The following is a 20,605-nucleotide window of genomic DNA, read 5'->3' on the forward strand; positions in this document are numbered from 1 at the left end:
ATATAAATACTTTTAAGGTGGCGATGCAGTTGGACTATGCAAAATTGATTGATCATACTTTGCTTAATCCCGAAACAGAGAAAGCAGACATTATACAGCTATGTAAAGAGGCAAGGCAATTTGGATTTGCATCAGTAGTTGTCAATCCTGTATGGGTAAGCCTAGTAGCAGAGCACTTACAAAAAACAAATGTAAATATTTGTACAGTTATAGGGTTTCCATTAGGTGCCAATACTCCTGAAACGAAAGCCTTTGAAACAAAAAACGCCATTGGAAATGGAGCAACAGAAGTAGATATGGTTATTAATATTGGTGCTTTGAAAGATAAAAATAATGCACTTGTTGAACATGGTATCCGTACTGTTGTGGATGCTGCAAAAGGAAAGGCATTAGTGAAGGTTATCATAGAGGCATGTCTATTAACGGATGAAGAGATCATAAGGGCATGTGCGATATCAGTGAAATCCGGTGCAGATTATGTCAAAACCTCAACAGGATTTTCTTTGCATGGAGCAACTGTTGAGGATGTATCATTAATGAGAAAAGCTGTAGGACAAGCAATTGGGGTTAAAGCCTCTGGGGGCGTCCGGAACATTGATGATATTAAAGCAATTGTCGAAGCTGGAGCAACAAGAATAGGTACTAGTTCAGCTGTAAAAATTTTTTCGGATAGCAAGTGAAGCCAAGTTGAGAAACTAGAATAAAAAACATATTACTAAAATTAATTATTATGTAAGAAAAATGTTAAATTATCAGAAGTGTTTATCCTAGCTTATCCTATAGGTCTATCATTGGTAGAATAATAGGGTAAGGTTCGGAAGATAGAAGGAAAGACTGGCATTGATACTTGGGAACTCAATACCTGAACTAGGATAAGCTCGGATCAAATTAGAAAAGCTACTGTATACTTAGTAAAAGTAGCTGAACTCTTGACTGTTAGCAGTATTTATTAAACCTGTTGGATCTCCCAATAGGAATACATCGATAATTACCTATTACAGTAGAATGGATCGTTTTGGGAAAAGGGGATTGAGCTCAAATTTTCCTTAGTCAATGACAAAGATTCTTTAATAAATTGAAGCTGATTTCCTTTTGATTTGGAAATTGGCTTTTTTTGATTCCATTAAGCCGTTTTCTTTCCCTTTTTCTCCATATTTTTCATCGCGTCAGTTTCAATATATCGAGCAATAAAAGCACCCACCAATAATGACCAAACTGGAGCACTTACATTTAGGATAGTAATATTGGACAAGGCAATAATAAAGGCAAATGCTGCACTTATTTTAATAGAGTGTCTTGAGAAACTTTGATGCAAACTATTGCTGAAAACACTAAGAAGGGAAAACCCAACAATGATCGAAATGAACTCTTTCGGTAAGGCCTGAATAAGGGGAACGAGTTTCCACGAAAAAATTCCGAATACGAGAAGGAGAATACCAGTGACAACTGCCCCCATATACCTTTTTTCCTTCGGCCCTGCTTCCTCATCTGAACAAATTACAGTTGCCATTCCAGCAATATTTGCCGATTGACCACCAAAAAAGCTTGTTATTATTGAAAACAATCCACTTAAAGTAATAATTTTATTTACAGGAGTTCGAAAATTATTTTGTTCCAATGCACCAACCGCAACAGCTGCATCATTACTTAAAATGATTAGGGCAAGAGGGATAGAAATAGAAAGGAAACTCACCTTATTGAATTCAGGTACCTGAATTTGCGGTATAATCCCACCTGATGACCATTCACCGCTATTCAATGGATAGAACAGCATTAATACAATAAATCCAATTACAATCGCTGCAATCACAGGTGGAATCTTTGTCCTCCATCTACTAAAAATAAAAAAAGTGACTAGAGAAAGGAATCCAACGATCAATAATTGGTTTATGGAAATAATAAAATTCACCATATACTTCGTAATCATCCCAGCCAGCATGGCCGATATAATTTCCTTCGGTACGAAATTCATTAATTTAGAGAAAAAACCTTGAAGTCCAATGAGTAACATTAAAATCCCTGAAACGATATATGCACCAATTAATTCATTAAAGGTAAACTGGGATGTCATAGTTGCTAGAAATGCAACTCCGGTGAGCGAATGCCCGCCAACGATCGGTATCCGATAATATAAAGGCAGGATTATCCCGAATAACCCTCCAAACACGTAGACTGCAAATATCCATAGCACTGTTTGTGCCATGGTAAAGTTTCCATTTGATGATGATTCCAAAATAAGAGCACTTGGTCCAGTAATAATGAATATTCCCGCAACAATTCCTGCTGCTATATTTTTATGATTTAAATCTTTGTAAGGATTCCTCCTCCATTTATGATTTTCTTGACTACTATTCATGCTTGACTCCCCTTTTTTCGATATGAAATTGTAATTCTATCGTATAATTCGTATTTATCCCTCGGATGAGATAGACGGAATGGAATTTATCGCAGATTAACGGTCAGTAAGACCCCCACCTCAAGATTGAGAGAGAAGCGAGGAAGATAGGTGGGAGACAACTGCCCGTAAAAGCCCGACGACGGACACGATGTCCTAGTCAGGCGAAAGCCACAGGACGTGGCGTTTTGAGCGTGATTGGTTCAACTAACCATCAGTGGGGGATGGAAAAAACCCCCACTGACGGAAGTTTCACTTTATTCTTTTATATTAGAATATTTAGAAATTTATTGACCCTCCAATTCAAAACTTTTTCAACCATCCATTAATTAATATAATACTGGAATAATAATTTGCTGTGACTTTTTCCTCATAGAAGGTTGACAGAATATATCGATTATTGTAGACTACATGTAACAATTTAATAAGACCTCACTTTTTACTAGTGAGGTAGAGGCGCGATATTTAACAGTCTTTAGCGGAGCTTGAGAAGCTATGATGCTATTGAGAAGGAAATGTCGCCGAAGCTTGTAATATTCTCAGTATTACTTGCTGGGTCTGCAGTTAAGAACTGCAGGACTGTCTCAATAAACATCCCGGTTTATTGAGTTGTGCTATCTCATTTAGGGAAAGAAGAGGACTTTAGGGCAAATGTACAATGCGAGACCTGAGTTTACCTCAGGTCTCTTTTTATTGTGTGAATTGACCGAATAAATGGAATAATGCGACTTTTGTAATTGAGTGGCATGCATACCTTTCCGATTATGGAAATATATTAAACTATCATAACAAAAGGGGAGAAGCCTCATGAGGAGAAAATTATCATTTTTAATAGCAATGTCTTTATCTATGATTTTGCTTTTGGCAGGGTGTGGTACAAGCAGTGATTCTGAAAAAACCGGTGGTGAAGGAGAGTCTGAGAATGGAACATTTAAAGTGGGGCTTGAAGCTGGATATGCTCCATTCAACTGGACGCAAATGGATGATGCTAATGGTGGTGTAAAAATTGACGGAAGTGCAGAATATGCAGGTGGATACGATGTAGAAATCGCAAAAAAAATTGCTGACGGTTTAGGAAAAAAATTAGTGATCGTTAAAACAGAATGGGATGGTCTTGTCCCAGCGTTAAATTCTGGAAAAATTGACGCTATTATCGCAGGGATGTCACCAACAGCTAAACGTAAAAAGACGATTGACTTTTCAGACGTCTACTATAAATCGAATTTAGTTATGGTTGTTAAAAAAGGCGGAAAATATGATGGAGCTACTTCTATCCAAGATTTTAATGGTGCAAAAGTGTCTGCTCAATTAAATACGTTTCATTATTCTGTTATCGACCAAATTAACGGTGTGAGCAAACAGCCTGCTATGGATAACTTCCCAGCAATGAGGGTTGCACTTGAATCAGGAGTAATTGATGGATATGTTTCAGAACGCCCAGAAGGAGTAAGTGCTGAATCTGCGAACGAAAACTTTAAGGTGATTGAATTTTCAGACGGATTCGAAACTTCAGATGATGATACAGCAATCGCAGTAGGTGTTGCAAAGGGCAGTGACTTAACTAAAGAAATCAATAAAATCTTGGCAGGCATCTCTGAGGAGGAACGTACAAGCATTATGGATGCTGCTATTAAGAATCAACCAGCAGCCAATTAATGATTATATGAAACCGGGTGCATTATCATGCAGTCGGTTTCGCTTTTCTACTTGTCTAGCGGAAGCAGCCACCCCCGACGTACAGGACGTACTAGTGTCGACAATGCGACAGGACGTCGCGTTTTTGTCGACCTCGAGGTCATAAGCCAGTCCGCCAAGAAGGTTAAAGAACAACCTTCTCGTCGGCCTGTCTTATGCTTGTCGGGGGTGATCAAGGCGCTTGCGCTTTTCTTAAAGGGGGAGAACTATGAGTTTTGAGTGGGTAGTTGAAATCATTTCAAATAATTGGCCAATGTTTATTCGTGGCGCTGGTGTTACGCTTTTAATTTCAATGGTTGGTACGATATTAGGCTTTATCATTGGTTTATTAATTGGCGTAATCCGAACCATTCCTACACCAGATCGTAAGGCAAAGAGAATCTTTCTTAAAGTGATTAATGCTATACTTTCTATTTATATCGAAATATTCCGTGGAACTCCTATGATTGTCCAAGCAATGGTTATTTATTACGGGTCTGCTTTAGCGTTCGGTGTTGATATGGACCGATTAAACGCAGCATTCCTAATTGTATCAATTAATACAGGGGCATATATGTCAGAAATCATTCGAGGTGGTATTCTTTCTATTGATAAAGGACAATATGAAGCAGCACAAGCAATAGGGATGAACCATTTTCAAACGATGAAGAATGTTGTCTTGCCACAAGCCATCCGCAATATTTTACCAGCAACAGGCAATGAATTCGTTATCAATATAAAGGATACTTCAGTGCTTAACGTTATTTCGGTCTCTGAATTATTTTTCCAAACAAAATCAATCGCTGGTAATAACTTCAGATATTTCGAATCATTTTTCGTAGCATGTATTCTTTACTTTATAATGACCTTTACTGTTACAAGAATTCTGCGCTACATCGAAAAGAGATTAGATGGTCCTGAGAATTACACGATGTATGCTAATCAAATGCAAGTAGAGACACCGGAGGATTTGCTGCGAAAAAAGGATAATCATTAGGCGAAGGAGGGCATAAGAATGGAAGCAGTTATTGAGATTCAACATTTAAATAAAGCTTTTGGAACACATGAAGTGTTGAAGGACATTAATTTTTCGGTCAATAAGGGCGAGGTTGTCTGTATCATCGGCTCTTCAGGGTCAGGGAAATCAACTCTTCTGCGCTGTGTAAATTTATTAGAAAAGCCGAGTGGAGGCAAAATCATTTATAACGGGGAAAATATTTTGGATAACAAGCATGATATTTCCGCGTACCGTACCAAGTTAGGAATGGTTTTCCAGCAATTTAATTTATTTAATAACCACAATGTGTTAAAGAATTGTACCGTCGGCCAAATGAAAGTATTAAAGCGCTCCCGCCAAGAAGCCGAAGAAGTCGCGATGAAATATTTGAAAGTTGTTGGAATGGATCAATATGTGAACGCAAAGCCAAAGCAATTATCAGGTGGACAGAAGCAGCGTGTCGCTATTGCACGTGCACTTTCCATGGAACCAGATGTTATGCTGTTCGACGAACCAACATCAGCTCTAGATCCTGAAATGGTAGGAGAAGTTCTGAAGGTCATGAAAGAACTCGCAGATAGTGGTCTTACGATGTTAATTGTCACCCACGAAATGGGGTTTGCTAAGGAAGTATCGGATCGTGTCGTCTTTATGGACAAGGGCGTTATCGCCGAGGAAGGTAGCCCAGAGCAAATTTTTAATCAACCTGCACAGGAACGGACTAGGGAGTTTTTGAAGAGGACATTGAATTAGGCGTAAGTGGATCAAGTGGGAAAAAATATATTTTGCTTATATGAATTGGGAAAGGCCTATTACCTATTTAGAGGGAATAGGTCTTTATTGTTTTATTGAGATGTTCGCCACTGTAGGGAACATAAACTTGATCCAAACAAAAGTCATATTTCCGTTGTTTCACAACGGAAAATGCTTTTTGTATCAAAAGGGGAAAATTGGCAATCTAAGAAGGAATTCTTAGCTCCTGACTAATTGATAGTCAGCATTATGTGCGCTTTGGTAGTAAGGCTTTAACCGTTTTTTATCGTGCTGCAAGCAATCAGAGGAAATACTTTCCAAAAGTCAATACATCTCAAGTCTTAGAAAAATATAATCCTGTGGCTCAATGCATTTAAAGTCCTCATTTTCTAAAATGAAGATGCAAAATAAATGGTAGAAAAGAGGTATATTAATGAAATAAATGTAAAAATGTAATTTTTTTATAAAACAAATAATATTTAACAGAAATTAAGGGAATTTATGGTACGATTTTTCGGTATTTATTTTATTTTTGAGAGGAGAAACAAAGAATGTCGTTCATAACAAAGTGAGCATTTGGCAATAAGGCTGCTGTTACATTAATGACCATATTAATTTTAATTATTGGAGTTGTTAGTTATTTTAGGCTGCCTATGGAGTTTTTGCCATCTGCTGATAATCCGCAAGTAACCATTATTGCTATGGGTCAAGGGGCAGATTCGAAAACGATGGAATCAGAGGTAACCATTCCGGTAGAAAGAGCAGTTACTGGCGTAAATGGAAAAACTTCTGTCTACTCTACAACAGGGGACGGATTTTCAAAAATTGATCTATTTTTTGAAGCTGGATCCGATATGAAGCAAGCAAAACAAGAAGTTCAAGATGCATTAAATAACGTAATATTACCTCCGTACATATCAAAGCCAATCGTTTCACAGCTTAATACTTCTATGATTCCCATTGCAAATATAGCTGTAACCTTCAAAGATGGAATGACTGCAGAAAATATGGCATTAGTACGGGAAAAACTCCAGCCATTGTATCAAGATATTAAAGGGGTATCCAGTGTCGATGTTTATGGGATAACAGATTCCGTCATTTCCGTCAAAATTGATAATGAAAAATTAGCGGAAAAACAAGTTTCACTTCAAGCTGTTATGGGTGTTCTTCAAGGGCAAAACACAGCCTTAGCCATCGGGGAAAAAATTATTGATGGAAAAACAAGTAATATTAAGGTATTTGGTGATGTAACTAGTTTAGATAAACTCGAAGGTTTTATCGTATCTCCAGATGTTACGCTTGGAGATATTGCAACGATTGATGAAACTAAAAATTCGAATTTCATTAGCCGTTTTAATGGGAGAGATAGTCTAGATATTAGCATCACAAAGGACAGCCAATCGAATGCTGTGGCAATAAGTAAAGAGGTAGAAAGAGTCACAAAGGAAATAAATAAATTGTATGATCAGCAGGAATCAGTCGTTTACATTGCTTCTGCTGATATGGTGCAGACTTCAGTCCAAACAATGATAAAAGAAGTTCTTCTTGGCGCATTATTCGCAACCATCGTCATAATGATATTTTTGCGAAATATCCGGTCGACTTTTATTACCATCGTTTCAATTCCATTATCACTTTGCTTTACATTATTCTTGTTGTCATGGTCTGGCATCACATTGAATATTTTAACACTCGGCGGAGTAGCGGTTGCTGTTGGACGTCTAGTTGATGATAGTATTGTTGTTATTGAAAATATTTTCCGAAAAATGCAGACAGAAAAATTCTCTGTTCAAATGATTATCGATGCAACAAAACAAGTAGGAGTAGCGATTACTTCCTCTACATTAACGACAGTAGCTGTATTCTTACCTATGAGTTTGTTGAATGGTGGCCTTCAAGAATTTCTACTGCCGTTCGCATTAACAGTCACTTATTCCTTGCTCGCATCTTTAATTGTTGCTTTAACTGTTGTTCCGTTAATGAGTGCTGGATTATTGAAGAATACAAAATCACCTGAACATAAACCAGCTGTTAGATTTCCCAAAATGGTCACTTGGTCTTTAAATCATAAATGGATTGTATTCTCTATTGCACTCTTGCTTTTTGCAGGTTCTATAGGGACATATTTTGTCATTCCTAAGGGTGCAGTTGACAACTCTTCGGCTGACTATGTTGTTGCCACACTAAGTTACCCGAATGATACGCCAATCGAAGATGTAAAGAAAAAAACAATCGAACTTGAAACTTCGATAAGAGAAATAGCTGACGTAAAATATGTTATATCACAAGTGGGATCTCCCACTGAAGCAGCTCGATTTGGATATGTAGGGTCACCTACAGAAGCGACCTTCAGTATTTTGTTAAAGGATAAAGCGAATCCGGATAAAATAATAGAAGAGGTAGAAAAGAAAAAGGATCAATATCATGACGCTCAGTTAGAGGTAAGTGCTGCGTCTTTCATGATGGGAGGAGCTAGAACTAATATTACCATAGATGTCACTGGGGAAAATATATTAGATCTTGAAAAAACAGCGAATAATATTAAAGAAAAAGTGGAAAAAATTGACGGAGTTGAAGAAGTAACAACCAATCAAGATGAAAAGAAAACCGTTTATTCCTTTACAGTTGACCCTAAGAAAGGAAATGCTGAACAAATAGCTGGGCAACTTGGAGTGATGATAAATCAAACACCAATCGGGACAGTCAGCTTAGATGATAAACAAACAACCGTCGTTTTAGAACCCGTTTTTGACATCAAAACATATGAAGACCTTGACAAAATTCCAGTTATGACGGATGCCGGTCTCGTACCAGTATCGTCAATTGCTTCATTACATGCTTATAGGAATTGTAGTGACAAATGCCATTGTTCTTTTAGATCGCGTTAAACAAAATGAACAAAAAATGACGATTCGAGAAGCGCTTATTGAAGCAACAGCCACTAGAATGAGGCCGATCTTCATGACTGCGACCGCCACAATCTGTGCAATGCTTCCACTACTATTGAAAGAAACAGAAACCGGAAGCTTAGTCTCACAAAGCTTAGCAATAGTTGTCATTGGTGGTCTAGCCATGGCAACACTTTTAACACTAATCGTCATCCCGTGTATTTATGAGCTGCTTTATTTTAGAAAATCTAAGAAACAGCGGGCAAGCCAATCTACAGATCAAAATATATCTTTATAAAAATAATTCTTTTCATGAGTTAATAAAAATCCAAATAAATTAGAGTAAAAAAGGCCAGACCCAATTCGAATTTCATCGAATATGGGTCTGGCCTTCATTTTTGGAAGAAAATCTACTTATCTCAAATTGAATTCACTAGGATTTGGACCTTTTCGTTCATTACGGTCAAGTTTATTGATCTCAGTCATTTCTTCTGCTGAAAGTTCAAAATCAAATACATTAAAATTCTCTTCAATACGTGCTGGAGTTACTGATTTAGGAATAACGATTGTATTATTTTGCAGGTGCCAGCGTAAGACAACCTGAGCGGTTGTCTTACTATGTTGTTTAGCGATTTTTTGGATGACCTCATGGTTCAATACTTCGCCGCCTTGTTGTAAAGGACTCCAAGCTTCTATAAAGATATCATGTTTGGCACAAAACTCTTTTAATTCAGTTTGAACCAGATATGGATGGCATTCAATTTGATTTAATACTGGCTTCACATCACATTCCTGTATAAGACGCTCAAGATGATCAATATCAAAATTGCAGACGCCAATCGCTTTTACGCGTCCATCATGATAAAGCTTCTCCAGTGCTTTGTAAGTTTCAACATATTGATCATATTGAGGAGTTGGCCAGTGAACCAAATATAAATCAACATATTCTAGACCTAGTTTTTCCAAGCTTTCCTCATACGCTTTCAATGTATTTTCATAGCCTTGATCACTGTTCCACACCTTTGTTGTTATGAAAATTTCCTCACGTGGAATAGATGATTTTTTTAGTGCATTCCCGACACCATTTTCGTTATTGTATATCATTGCCGTATCAATGGATCTATAGCCAACTTCAAGTGCCTTTGCGACAGCAATTTCTGCTTTTTCATCTTCCACACGCCAAACACCGAAACCGAGCTGAGGCATTTTTAAACCATTATTTAAAACAACAAAATTCATATGGCATTACTCCTATCATTAATTTTTCTATGTAAATCTTAAATAAGGATAACAATACACAAATTAATTATCAAATGATTAGATTTTTTTAATTTTTTGAAAATAATTATAGTTTTTAATAGAATTATTGATGAACAGGGAAAACCAATGAAAACAAGTAGAAATTAATTCAGACCCTCTCAGCTATATCGTTTTAATAATTTTGAAATTGTGGAGTCTATCTATCATTAGGAAAGTGCATCTTTCATGATTATTTTTCAAGAATGTAATTTAATAATTACAAAATAAAATTTTAAGGAGTTTGAAGTCATGGAAAAGAAAGCGTTAATCAATGTTGATTACACAGTGGATTTTGTTGCAAATGACGGTGCACTAACTTGCGGGGAACCTGGGCAGGCATTAGAACAAAAAATAGCAGAGATTACAAAGAAATTTATAGCTGATGGTGATTTTATCGTATTTGCTATTGATGTCCATGATAAAGGGGACCAGTATCATCCAGAAGCGAAGTTATTTCCTCCTCATAATATTCGAGGCACTAAAGGAAGAGATTTATATGGGGCATTAAAGGATGTGTATGAGGATAATAAAGAAGCGGAAAATGTATTCTACATGGATAAAACGAGATATTCTGCATTTGCAGGAACGGATTTGGAAATTAAATTACGGGAACGTGGAATTACTGAGGTTCATTTAGTCGGGGTCTGTACAGATATATGCGTTCTTCACACTGCTGTCGATGCATACAATAAAGGATTCAAAATTGTCATTTATAAAGATGCAGTTGCTTCGTTTAATAAGGCAGGACATGAATGGGCATTAAGTCATTTTGAACATACTCTAGGCGCTACTATAATTTAAGATATTTAGATGATTCAACACTTTGTTTTTGATACTAGAGTGGGGGAATAATAATGTTGTATTCAGATGATAGCCTCATGCTGATGGGGATTATATCGCATTAGAACATGAAAATCCTCAGGAAGAAGAGAGATTAAAGATGTTTCATCCAGTTCATACCTATATTAGTAAGTTTGTTACTAATTTTACAGCGCGAGAACTACATGAAGATATTTTCGTAGATTGTAAGCTAGTATATGTGCTGCCAACACTTCAAGACATTCGAAGATTTGTAGAAGGAAATCTCAATCTTTTATGGGATAAATATAAGCGGCTGCTTAATCCAGAGGAATTTCCGGTTGATTTAAGCCAATCTTGTTGGGATAACAAAATGAATTGTATTAATGAGATACAGGAAAATCTACAGAATATGGTGCCTTAGGAAATTAAGCAATTTTTATTCCTTCTGTGGAAAAATTAGAATTGAGATGAGGTATTTCTTATGGGGAAAATCGGTATTTATGGTTCTTCATTTGATCCAATTACTAATGTTCATTTATGGACGGCAAGCACGGTTGCCCATCGTTGCAATTTAGATAAAGTTATTTTCCTGCCATGTTCAAACAAAAGAAAAGATAAGCGAATGAAAACAGAGGATGAACACCGGTGGAAAATGATTTTAATGGCAATTGAAGACGATGAACGCTTCATTGCAGATGACCATGAGATGGAGCAGGATGCGTGGAAGATTTTTACCTATGATACGATGGAGCACTTTAAAAAGAAATTTCCAAATGATGAAGTGTATTTTATAATGGGGGCTGATTTGCTTGTAGATATTGGTGCAGGTAAATGGTCTAAAGGAGACAAACTAGTTGCGGAGAATAAATTTATTGTTATGGCACGTGATGGAATTGACATGCTGACGACGATTTCCCGTTCTCCTATATTAAGAAATAATGATGATGGAAACACGTTTCATTTAATTGATAAAGGCTTAGCAATGGAGATTAGCTCTACCTATATTCGTGAAGAATTTGCGATGGGCGGTGAACCGAAATATTTATTGCCGATTTCATGCTATAACTATATAAAGGAACATAATTTATATTGCAAATACGAGAGATGATTTTTAAGAATGAATAATGCATTTAGGTTAAAGACTGTATTCCTTTTGATAGGTTACAGTCTTTTTCTGACTAAAAGAAATTGAAAAATTAAATATTTACGAAAAAATAATACTACTACTCTACCCATAAAGTGTACAATATAAATAAGGATTTATTTTCAATGGAGGATTTTGATGAATAAAGCACTAACTAAAAACATGGTCATTATCTCTTTTGATTGTCTGTCTGCATTAGATTTTGCACTTCTTCGTACGCTTCCAAATTTCCAGAGAGTTTTGCAGAAAGGTTCATATGCTCGCCATGTAGATACGATTTATCCGTCCTTAACATACCCTTGTCATACAACCATTGTTACCGGGAAATATCCGAAAAACCATGGGATAATAAATAATACTCTTTTGCAGCCTGGGGTGGCTTCACCTGATTGGAATTGGTATCGAAGCTCCATAAAAGGTACAACCTTATATGATGAGGCTAGTAAAGCAAATCTTACAACGGCCGCACTTCTTTGGCCAGTTACTGGGAAAGCAAAAAGTATACAATATAATCTTCCAGAAATTTTTCCAAATAGGAAATGGCAAAATCAAATCCTCGTATCGCTTTTGAGTGGAACACCTTACTATCAATGGGAGCTTAATAATCGCTTTGGTCATATTCGAAGTGGTTTAAGCCAGCCTGAATTAGATGACTTTGTGTTAGAGTCAGCTGTTCACACGATTTTAACGAGAAGCCCAAATTTGTTACTAGTTCATTTTACTGATTTGGATACTCAGCGCCATTACCATGGTGTATTTTCTAATGAGGCAATTGAAGCCATTCATCGTCATGATACAAGGCTTGGGCGTATATTAGATGCTCTTGAGGAATGTGGAAGACTTTCTGACACTACCATTATAGTGCTTGGTGATCATAGTGCTCTTGATGAGAATAAAGCTGTGCAGCTAAACGTTATATTTAAGGAAAAGAACCTAATTTCAGTAAATGCAAATGGAAAAATTATTGATTGGAAGGCATATTGCAAAAGCTGTGATGGCTCTGCATATATTTATTTAAAAAACAAAGATGATGTTGAAACAAATCAATTTGTGAGGAGCATATTAGAAGAATTAATAGTGGATCCTACCAATGGAATTGAAAGCTTGATAACAGGAGAGGAGGCTGGTAAAAAAGGAGCAGATCCGGCTTGTGCTTTTATGATTGAGGCAAGGAACGGATTTTATTTTCATGAGGAGCATCTTGGTGAATTTATTCATCAAATTACAAATGAAGATGTTCTGCCTAGCAAAAAATACACATTTGCTTCACACGGCTATTCGCCTGAAAAACAGGAATACAAGACAATTTTTCTAGCCTCTGGTAGAGGGATTCGGCAAAATGAAGTTATTCCATCTATGCGTCTTATTGATATTGGTCCAACATTAGCAAGATTACTAGGGTTGGATTTAGGGCAAACGGATGGAGAAGTTATCGAGGATTTTTTAACTATTGATACAAAAAATAATTTAACAAAGGGGGTAGTATAATGGGGAAAATGACTAAACCGGAACGAAGCTGGGCCTTTTATGATTGGGCAAATTCCGCGTATTCTATTGTTGTCGTTACTGCTATTTTTCCTTTATATTTTAAATCTGCAGCAACAGAAGCCGGAATTTCTGCAACTACATCAACAGCCTACTGGGGTTATGCAAACTCATTTGCTACACTGATCGTTTCCATATTGGCCCCATTGCTTGGTACAATTGCTGATTTTAGAGGCTTTAAAAAGAGATTTTTTACTTTTTTTGCGTCATTAGGAGTTATTTTTACACTTCTATTAGCGGTTGTACCAAATGATCAATGGTTGATATTGTTAGGATTTTTTGTTTTAACTTCCGTTGGGTTTGCAGGAGCAAATATTTTTTATGATGCTTTTTTAGTAGACGTAACGAGTGAAGATCGAATGAACCGCATCTCTTCAAATGGATTTGCGCTTGGTTATATTGGGAGTACAATCCCATTTATCATTTCAATTGCAATAATTATTTTGGCTCAGCAGGAAATCATCCCATTATCTGTAGGGGTAGCAAGTCAAATTGCGTTTGTGATTACTGCTCTATGGTGGGGACTTTTCACAATCCCGATGTTAAAAAATGTGGAGCAGAATTACTATGTAGAGCGAGTTCCTAATCCTGTTGCAACAAGCTTTAAAAAACTGTTTGCCACTTTGAAAAATATTAAAGCATATCGTGCTCTATTTCTATTCTTACTTGCTTATTTCTTTTACATTGATGGTGTTCATACGATTTTAACTATGTCTACTGCTTATGGATCAGACTTAGGCATTAGTGCTTCAACATTGTTAATCGTATTGTTTTTAGTCCAGGTTGTGGCTGCGCCATTCACGATTATGTTTAGTAAGCTAGGGCAGAAATTTAGTGAAAAGAAAATGATCTTTGTGGCCATCATTGTTTATATTATTATTTGTATTTATGCCTATTTCTTAAAAACAGCCATTGACTTTTGGATTTTAGCTATGCTTGTGGCAACTGTCCAAGGTGGAATTCAGGCTTTAAGTCGTTCCTATTTTGCTAAGCTCATTCCAAAAGAATCTTCCAATGAATTCTTTGGCTTTTACAATATTTTCGGAAAGATTGCAGCAATAGCTGGCCCAACGCTAATGGGTATAACAGCTCAACTAACAGGAAATACGAGCAGTGGAGTCTTTAGCTTGATCGTATTATTTCTCTTTGGCGCTTTCCTTCTCTTGCGGGTTCCAAATCAAGTCGTGTACTCTGCGGAGCAATCTGCTGCTAATCAAATTAGCAGGTAAGTTAAGTCTGCATTCTCTACATTGGGATTGCAGACTTTTTCATTTCAAGGAAAAAGTTAAAGTCATCCAAAAAAAGATAATTTCTATCAATCACCCCATTAATACCTTATAGGTGATGATAATATAAAAATATCATTGAAATTACAATTAAATAGGCGTATAGTTATTGAGGGGTAACTGAAGGGATAAAATTTAGTTTAATAGAACATTAAATTATTATATTTGTATATATAATAATTTTTATATTTAGATTGATATATTTACTTTTGTGAAATATCACACAAATTAGAATCACCCTTCAGTTAATAGTTTTTTAATAAATTATTATTTACTTGTAAAGGGGAAGAGGATATGACTGCAACGCTTACTCAACCAAGGCCAGACCAAGAAAATCTTGATGTGTCATTTAATCAGGAAAGACAAGATATACTTGACCAGCTATTAAAACCTGAGGTACAGGAATCCTTAACAACATTAGTAGAACAACTCCCTAAATTAACTGAGCTTGTTTCGATCTTAAATAAGTCATATGACTTTGCTCAATCAGTTGCTACTGATGAAGTATTAAAGAATGATACAATTGGCGCTATTAAAGAAATGGTAGATCCAGTTAAAGATACTGTGAAAAATATTGCAGCTACAACGATTGAAGCTAAAGACCGTGCGGATTCAAGCCATGAAGTGATTGGTCTTTTCGGTATTTTAAAAATGCTAAAAGATCCGCAAGCACAGAAGCTTTTCCGTTTCGTAAATGCTTATCTGCAAATCACAGAAGAAAAAAATAGTCAAAAATAGTATTGTTCATTTAATACAACTAGTAAGGACGGGATAAATCATGTCAAAACATATTGTTATCTTAGGTGCAGGTTATGGCGGACTTCTTTCAGCTTTAACTGTTCGTCAATATTTAAATAGAGATGAAGCTTATGTAACTGTAGTAAACCAATATCCAACACACCAAATCATCACTGAACTTCACCGTCTAGCAGGTGGAACAATCTCTGAAAAAGCAATATCTATGCCTTTAGAAAAATTATTCAAAGGTAAGGATATCGACCTGAAAATTGCTAAGGTTGACTCTTTTTCTGTAGATAAAAAAGAAGTAAAGCTTAATGATGGTTCTACTTTAACTTATGATGCTCTTGTTGTTAGTTTAGGAAGTAAAACTGGTTACTTTGGTATTCCAGGGCTTGAAGAAAACAGCATGGTGTTAAAATCTGTTGATGATGCAAATAATATTTACAATCATATCGTTGGCAGAATTCGTGAATACGCAAAAACGAAAAATGAAGCAGATGCAACCATTGTTATTGGCGGCGGCGGCTTAACTGGCGTTGAGTTAGTTGGAGAAATTGTTGATAACATGCCTCAAGTTGCTAAGAGCTATGGCGTTGATCCTAAAGAATTGAAAATAAAGCTAGTTGAAGCAGGTCCGAAAATTCTTCCTGTTTTACCAGACCATTTAATTGAACGTGCAACAACTAGCTTAGAAGCTCGTGGAGTAGAATTCTTAACTGGTCTTCCTGTCACAAATGTAAGCGGCAATGAAATCGATCTTAAAGACGGTACGAAAATTATTGCGAATACTTTTGTCTGGACAGGCGGTATCCAAGCTCTTCCTATTGTTGAACAGTCAGGACTTGCTTGCGACCGTGGCCGTGCAACAGTTAATGAATTCCTTCAATCAGCAACACATCCTGATGTGTTTGTTGTCGGTGACAGTGCTGTTGCATTCCCAGAAGAAGGCGGTCGTCCTTATGCACCAACAGCACAAAACGCTTGGCAAATGGGCGAGCTAGTTGGCTACAACCTATTTGCATATCTTCAAGACAAAGCATTTGAAAAGTTTGCTCCTGTAAATTCAGGTACACTTGCAAGTCTTGGCCGTAAAGATAGCGTTGCTTCTATCGGGGCTAATGGTACATCACTTAAAGGACTACCAGCTTCCTTAATGAAAGAAGCAAGTAATGTGCGCTATTTGACACATATTAAAGGATTGTTTAGTTTGGCTTACTAATCGGAGTTTTTTTGAAAGACCTTTGCTTATTATTTGCAAAGGTCTTTTTATTCATTTCATTTCAAAATGGCTTCTAAATTGCTGCCTCCTGGTGGAATAATGGGGAAGACATTTTCTTCTTCGGTAATATCGACTTCCAATATGGCTGGATTTGAATGACTGAAAGCTTCTTTTATTATTAATTCAGCATCGTTAAGGTTATTGGCTCTTTCTGCTTGTATTCCATAAGACTCTGCTACTTGGCTACTGTTATTAATTCTTGATAATTCATTTGAAAGCTGCCATCTCCACTTATACATAACACAGCTTTTTCCTTGTTTGCTATTGATGCTCCAATGGCTGCAGGAAGTCCATATCCCATTGTTCCCAGCACTCCAGATGTAAGAAATAATCGCGGATTTTTAAATTTGTAATAGTGATTTTACAAAGGAATCGGTTATATTAAACCTTTATTTTTTAAAACATTATTGTTTAATTTCAAAGAAGTATTAAATCATGATTTTGAACTAAATAAAATATTCCTAGTTCACAAGTGGAAAAATAATTTTGCAATGTAATGAATAGATAATTATTACTAAATCTTGACATTGTGAAAAAGAAATCACTTAAATTCTAAAAAAGAATACATGTAAAAATGAAGCGAAGATACTAAACAAATTTGGTCCTAATAGTAATTAAGGATGGCTTTTATCATTATATTCGTTATTAAAACTAATCTGTTCGTGACTAAAATACGTTTTTAGTAAATTTATAACAAAATAGTAATTTAATTGGTATAATGAAAGTGTTCTATAAAATTTCCTATAGGAGTGAATAATTTGAGAAAAGTATTAGTGTTTTTATTTTCCATTCTGTTGTACTCTACATTTAGCGTTGGACAAGTATCAGCTAATGAAGTAGTGAGTAAACTCGAAAATGAGTATACTATTGGTGAAATTCAGGAGATTTTATTTGATTATTTTCAAGAAAACGATATCAATTATGAATTGGGTTCTTCAGAATTTTTGGAGTATTTGATTTCTGTATTAATTGAGGATAAGGATGAAGAGTTAGCAAAACATCCAAAATATGATTTAATACTTTTTTATGCATCAGAATATGTTCATGAAGTTGAAAAGCAACAATCTGAACTTATTGCAAGTGAAGAAGAAATCAAGGAAATAGATTTAAGCCAGTTGCAAAATAAATCTGTTGGTGATATAAAAAAAGAAATAGCTTCTGAAGAAATGCTAGTAGAAAAGGAAATACAAGATTACAAAGCAGCCCATCCTCATGTGTATCAATTGGAGTCAACATATAATCGAACAGCAGCAGTCAATTATGCAGTTGAATGGTATAACAAAAGAAACTCCCAATACAATAGGCATACTCTAGATTGTACAAATTTCGTTTCCCAAGCAGTATTTGCTGGTGGAAAATCAATGACGAAACCAACTGTAAGACCTGGAGGTATTTTGGAAACAACTTCTTATTGGTATAGTGAAAGATATTCTTTGCCTGCCTATAATTACGGTTATAGAGAATCTACATCTTGGATTAGAGTTGTTGACTTTTATTCATATTGGAGCAGAACTCAAGCTACCGTAGTGTCTTCCTCGAAAACCAGTATTATAAATAATGCAAATCTTGGAGATGTAGTCCAGTTAAAGAGGTCAAGTGATGGAAGATGGTTTCATTCAATGATTGTCACTAAAAAAGCAAATGGGACTATTTATTTATCTGGTCATACAAATGATACTTTAAACAAATCTATTAATAATATTACTGCTGATAGTTTCAGAGTAATAAAATTCTAATAATATTCTGTATTATTCGACTGCAACAAATAATTCTTATAGAAGTGATAATAAACAAGGTCAGGTAGTGGTTATGTGAGAAAAATAATAGTAGGACTAAGCATTTTTATCTCTATGTTATTAATTTGGTTCATTTACTCTTATTTTCAACCGCCTATCCTTAAAGGTACAAGCAGTGATGGGAAATGGAATGTTGAATATACACCTGAAAAATCCCCTAAAGATACTTGGATGGGAAGATTGATATGGAGAGGTGAATATGAAGTTAATGTTACTTCAGTGGAGTATAAAATAGGTACACAAGTAGCTGCTGACTTTGAAGAAAACAAAGTTGAGATACTTAGTGAAAATGAATCTTTTGAATTTGTAACGTATGGTTCCCCACCTTCAGAAAAGGAAACATATAGTTTATCTATCTCTTGGAAAGAAGGTCAAAATGAACTTCAGGATACAATACAATTAAAAAAGAAAAAGCGACTGTTGGTGATTCCTAATTTTTACAAGCGTTAAAAAGACCTATTAGCACATGTACTGCGTTTTCTCCACTATCATCCGTTGTGTAGCTTTACTCAAAAACTATTAGGTTATTTCACTACAAACATTAATATAGTCTTCTGGCTTATAAAGAGAAAAAAGCTGCAAACAATTTATGGCTTGCAGCTTTTTCTACTTTTTCATTAAATTCTGCCCTTCTCTTCGAAAAGTCGAATGATATTCACAATCACTACTGTAGCTTTCACCATATTATTCCATAATTTATGCCAAATACTAAACCGTTGAAAAATTGACATTCCAAATCGAAGTTGTTATATAATTATTGAATATTTAAATCGAAATGATCAAAATTTTTTCTGCAAAGGGGATATACATAGTGAAAAAAGATCTTATTCAATTTATTGAACATAACCGAGAACAAATTCTACAAACGTATCAAGAGCTTCATCAGCTTGCAGAGCCAAGCTGGCAAGAGGAAAAAACATCTGCCTATATTCGTGAGAAACTAATACGAGCAGGGTTAAGTGTAAAAACGTATGAAGAACATTTTGGTTTGGTTGTAGAGATGAAAGGAGAATTAAATGATGTCATCGCCCTACGTGCAGATATGGATGCCTTAGTTCAGGAAGTCGATGGCGAGGTTCGTGCAAATCATTCATGTGGTCATGATGGACATAGTACTATGGCCCTTTTTACAGCGCTCGCAATTGCGAATTCGGAGCACTCGTTTAAACATACTTTTCGTGTTATTTTCCAGCCTGCTGAAGAGAAAGCGGAAGGTGCACTGAAAATGATTGAAGCAGGTGCATTAGAAAATGTAAAATTTCTTGGAGGGATTCATGTACGACCAGCTTTAGAAATTCCTTTTCAAAAGGCAGCACCTGTTATCCTTCATGGATCTACGGCAATTATTCAAGGGGTAATAAAGGGTGTTCCAGCACATGCGGCAAGACCAGAGGAAGGAAATAACCCGCTTGAAGCAGCTGCCTTTTTAATTCAGGCTATTCGCCAGATCCAATTGAAGGATGCTCATAAATACTCTATTAAAATAACAGAGCTGCACGGTGGAGAGGCATCGAATTTAATTCCGGAAACAGTTCATTTTACATTCGATTTAAGAGCTGAAACGAATGAAACGATGAACAAGCTTATATTGAAAGCAGAACAAACGATACAAAAAATTTCTGAACTGACAGAAACAGTAATTGAGTCTAGTCTTGGGGAATATTCACCCGCAGCTGTACGCAATCCTAAAGCAATGGAGCTTGGGAAAAAAGCCATTATTTCTATCCTTGGGGAAGAAAATTATGTTCAAGAATGTCCTTCACCAGGGGCGGAAGATTTCCATTTTTATTCGTTAAAAAAACCGGAAATTTCAGCTACAATGATCGGTTTAGGATGTGATTTAAAGCCTGGCCTTCATCATCCAAAAATGAATTTTAATCAAGAAGCGTTAGTGTACGGAACGAAAATATTAACAAGCCTTTTGTTAGAAGCAGATCAGGAGCAATGGTAAAATTAGAATTCAAGATATACATAATTAGTATTTTCATTCAGTTATTAATTGTTAAT

At 35.9% G+C, this 20,605-nt stretch carries 16 protein-coding genes, 3 pseudogenes and 1 riboswitch; of the genes and pseudogenes, 15 read left to right on the top strand and 4 right to left on the bottom strand.

Annotation, left to right across the window (positions count from 1 at the left end; genetic code table 11):
• The first annotated feature begins 29 nt into the window (after positions 1 to 29).
• On the top strand, positions 30 to 680 hold the full coding sequence (gene deoC / locus KHA94_RS01715) for a deoxyribose-phosphate aldolase (protein ID WP_213100428.1): 651 nt from the start codon (positions 30 to 32) through the stop codon (positions 678 to 680).
• 443 nt (positions 681 to 1,123) lie between these two features.
• Here the strand turns inward: deoC and KHA94_RS01720 are convergent, their stop codons facing one another.
• Positions 1,124 to 2,356, bottom strand: coding sequence for a benzoate/H(+) symporter BenE family transporter (locus KHA94_RS01720; protein WP_213100429.1), 1,233 nt, complete (start codon positions 2,354 to 2,356; stop codon positions 1,124 to 1,126).
• A 482-nt stretch (positions 2,357 to 2,838) separates the two neighbouring features.
• Positions 2,839 to 3,020, top strand: a riboswitch (Lysine riboswitch).
• A gap of 182 nt (positions 3,021 to 3,202) precedes the next feature.
• Here KHA94_RS01720 and KHA94_RS01725 point away from each other — a divergent pair.
• The 4 genes and pseudogenes from KHA94_RS01725 to KHA94_RS01740 all read left to right on the top strand — a co-directional run bounded on the left by KHA94_RS01725 (position 3,203) and on the right by KHA94_RS01740 (position 9,005).
• Positions 3,203 to 4,051 (top strand): transporter substrate-binding domain-containing protein, encoded by an 849-nt coding sequence (locus tag KHA94_RS01725; protein ID WP_213100430.1) that lies wholly within the window; start codon positions 3,203 to 3,205, stop codon positions 4,049 to 4,051.
• A gap of 247 nt (positions 4,052 to 4,298) precedes the next feature.
• Positions 4,299 to 5,066: an amino acid ABC transporter permease gene (locus KHA94_RS01730; RefSeq protein WP_213100431.1), complete on the top strand. Its 768-nt coding sequence runs from the start codon at positions 4,299 to 4,301 to the stop codon at positions 5,064 to 5,066.
• A gap of 18 nt (positions 5,067 to 5,084) precedes the next feature.
• Entirely contained in the window at positions 5,085 to 5,819 is a 735-nt protein-coding gene (locus KHA94_RS01735) for an amino acid ABC transporter ATP-binding protein (protein WP_213100432.1), read from the top strand.
• Between the two features lie 602 nt (positions 5,820 to 6,421).
• Positions 6,422 to 9,005 (top strand): annotated as a pseudogene (locus tag KHA94_RS01740) (efflux RND transporter permease subunit).
• Between the two features lie 116 nt (positions 9,006 to 9,121).
• Here KHA94_RS01740 and KHA94_RS01745 read toward each other — a convergent pair.
• Positions 9,122 to 9,946: an aldo/keto reductase gene (locus tag KHA94_RS01745; protein ID WP_213100433.1), complete on the bottom strand. Its 825-nt coding sequence runs from the start codon at positions 9,944 to 9,946 to the stop codon at positions 9,122 to 9,124.
• A gap of 309 nt (positions 9,947 to 10,255) precedes the next feature.
• On the opposite strand from KHA94_RS01745, the gene KHA94_RS01750 reads away from it, so the two are divergent.
• The 7 genes and pseudogenes from KHA94_RS01750 to KHA94_RS01780 all read left to right on the top strand — a co-directional run bounded on the left by KHA94_RS01750 (position 10,256) and on the right by KHA94_RS01780 (position 16,742).
• Positions 10,256 to 10,807: a cysteine hydrolase family protein gene (locus tag KHA94_RS01750; RefSeq protein ID WP_213100434.1), complete on the top strand. Its 552-nt coding sequence runs from the start codon at positions 10,256 to 10,258 to the stop codon at positions 10,805 to 10,807.
• Positions 10,808 to 10,883: 76 nt separating this feature from the next.
• Positions 10,884 to 11,228: pseudogene (locus tag KHA94_RS01755) on the top strand (nicotinate phosphoribosyltransferase); the annotation flags it as partial.
• Between the two features lie 60 nt (positions 11,229 to 11,288).
• Entirely contained in the window at positions 11,289 to 11,915 is a 627-nt protein-coding gene (gene nadD / locus KHA94_RS01760; RefSeq protein WP_213100435.1) for a nicotinate (nicotinamide) nucleotide adenylyltransferase, read from the top strand.
• A 174-nt stretch (positions 11,916 to 12,089) separates the two neighbouring features.
• Complete coding sequence (locus KHA94_RS01765) at positions 12,090 to 13,439, top strand: alkaline phosphatase family protein (protein ID WP_213100436.1); 1,350 nt, start codon at positions 12,090 to 12,092, stop codon at positions 13,437 to 13,439.
• The gene (locus KHA94_RS01770) at positions 13,439 to 14,725 is read left to right on the top strand and encodes an MFS transporter (RefSeq protein ID WP_213100437.1); all 1,287 of its coding nucleotides are present in this window, start codon (positions 13,439 to 13,441) and stop codon (positions 14,723 to 14,725) included. Before KHA94_RS01765 ends, KHA94_RS01770 begins: the two co-directional genes overlap by 1 nt.
• 351 nt (positions 14,726 to 15,076) lie before the next feature.
• Complete coding sequence (locus KHA94_RS01775; protein WP_213100438.1) at positions 15,077 to 15,520, top strand: helical membrane plugin domain-containing protein; 444 nt, start codon at positions 15,077 to 15,079, stop codon at positions 15,518 to 15,520.
• A 40-nt stretch (positions 15,521 to 15,560) separates the two neighbouring features.
• Positions 15,561 to 16,742, top strand: coding sequence for an NAD(P)/FAD-dependent oxidoreductase (locus KHA94_RS01780; protein WP_213100439.1), 1,182 nt, complete (start codon positions 15,561 to 15,563; stop codon positions 16,740 to 16,742).
• Positions 16,743 to 16,798: 56 nt separating this feature from the next.
• On the opposite strand, the gene KHA94_RS01785 is transcribed toward KHA94_RS01780, so the two are convergent.
• Entirely contained in the window at positions 16,799 to 17,041 is a 243-nt protein-coding gene (locus tag KHA94_RS01785) for a hypothetical protein (RefSeq protein WP_213100440.1), read from the bottom strand.
• 2 nt (positions 17,042 to 17,043) lie between these two features.
• Positions 17,044 to 17,103, bottom strand: a pseudogene (locus KHA94_RS25815) (hypothetical protein); the annotation flags it as partial.
• Positions 17,104 to 17,560: 457 nt separating this feature from the next.
• Here KHA94_RS25815 and KHA94_RS01795 point away from each other — a divergent pair.
• The 3 genes from KHA94_RS01795 (at position 17,561) to KHA94_RS01805 (ending at position 20,549) form a co-directional block, all read left to right on the top strand.
• Positions 17,561 to 18,538, top strand: a complete 978-nt coding sequence (locus KHA94_RS01795) for an amidase domain-containing protein (protein WP_213100442.1) — start codon at positions 17,561 to 17,563, stop codon at positions 18,536 to 18,538.
• Between the two features lie 75 nt (positions 18,539 to 18,613).
• Positions 18,614 to 19,048, top strand: a complete 435-nt coding sequence (locus KHA94_RS01800) for a hypothetical protein (protein WP_213100443.1) — start codon at positions 18,614 to 18,616, stop codon at positions 19,046 to 19,048.
• A 361-nt stretch (positions 19,049 to 19,409) separates the two neighbouring features.
• Complete coding sequence (locus KHA94_RS01805) at positions 19,410 to 20,549, top strand: amidohydrolase (protein WP_338030678.1); 1,140 nt, start codon at positions 19,410 to 19,412, stop codon at positions 20,547 to 20,549.
• The last annotated feature ends 56 nt before the right edge of the window (positions 20,550 to 20,605 follow it).

The organism is Cytobacillus citreus, from assembly GCF_018343665.1.
Lineage (GTDB): Bacteria > Bacillota > Bacilli > Bacillales > Cytobacillaceae > Cytobacillus > Cytobacillus citreus.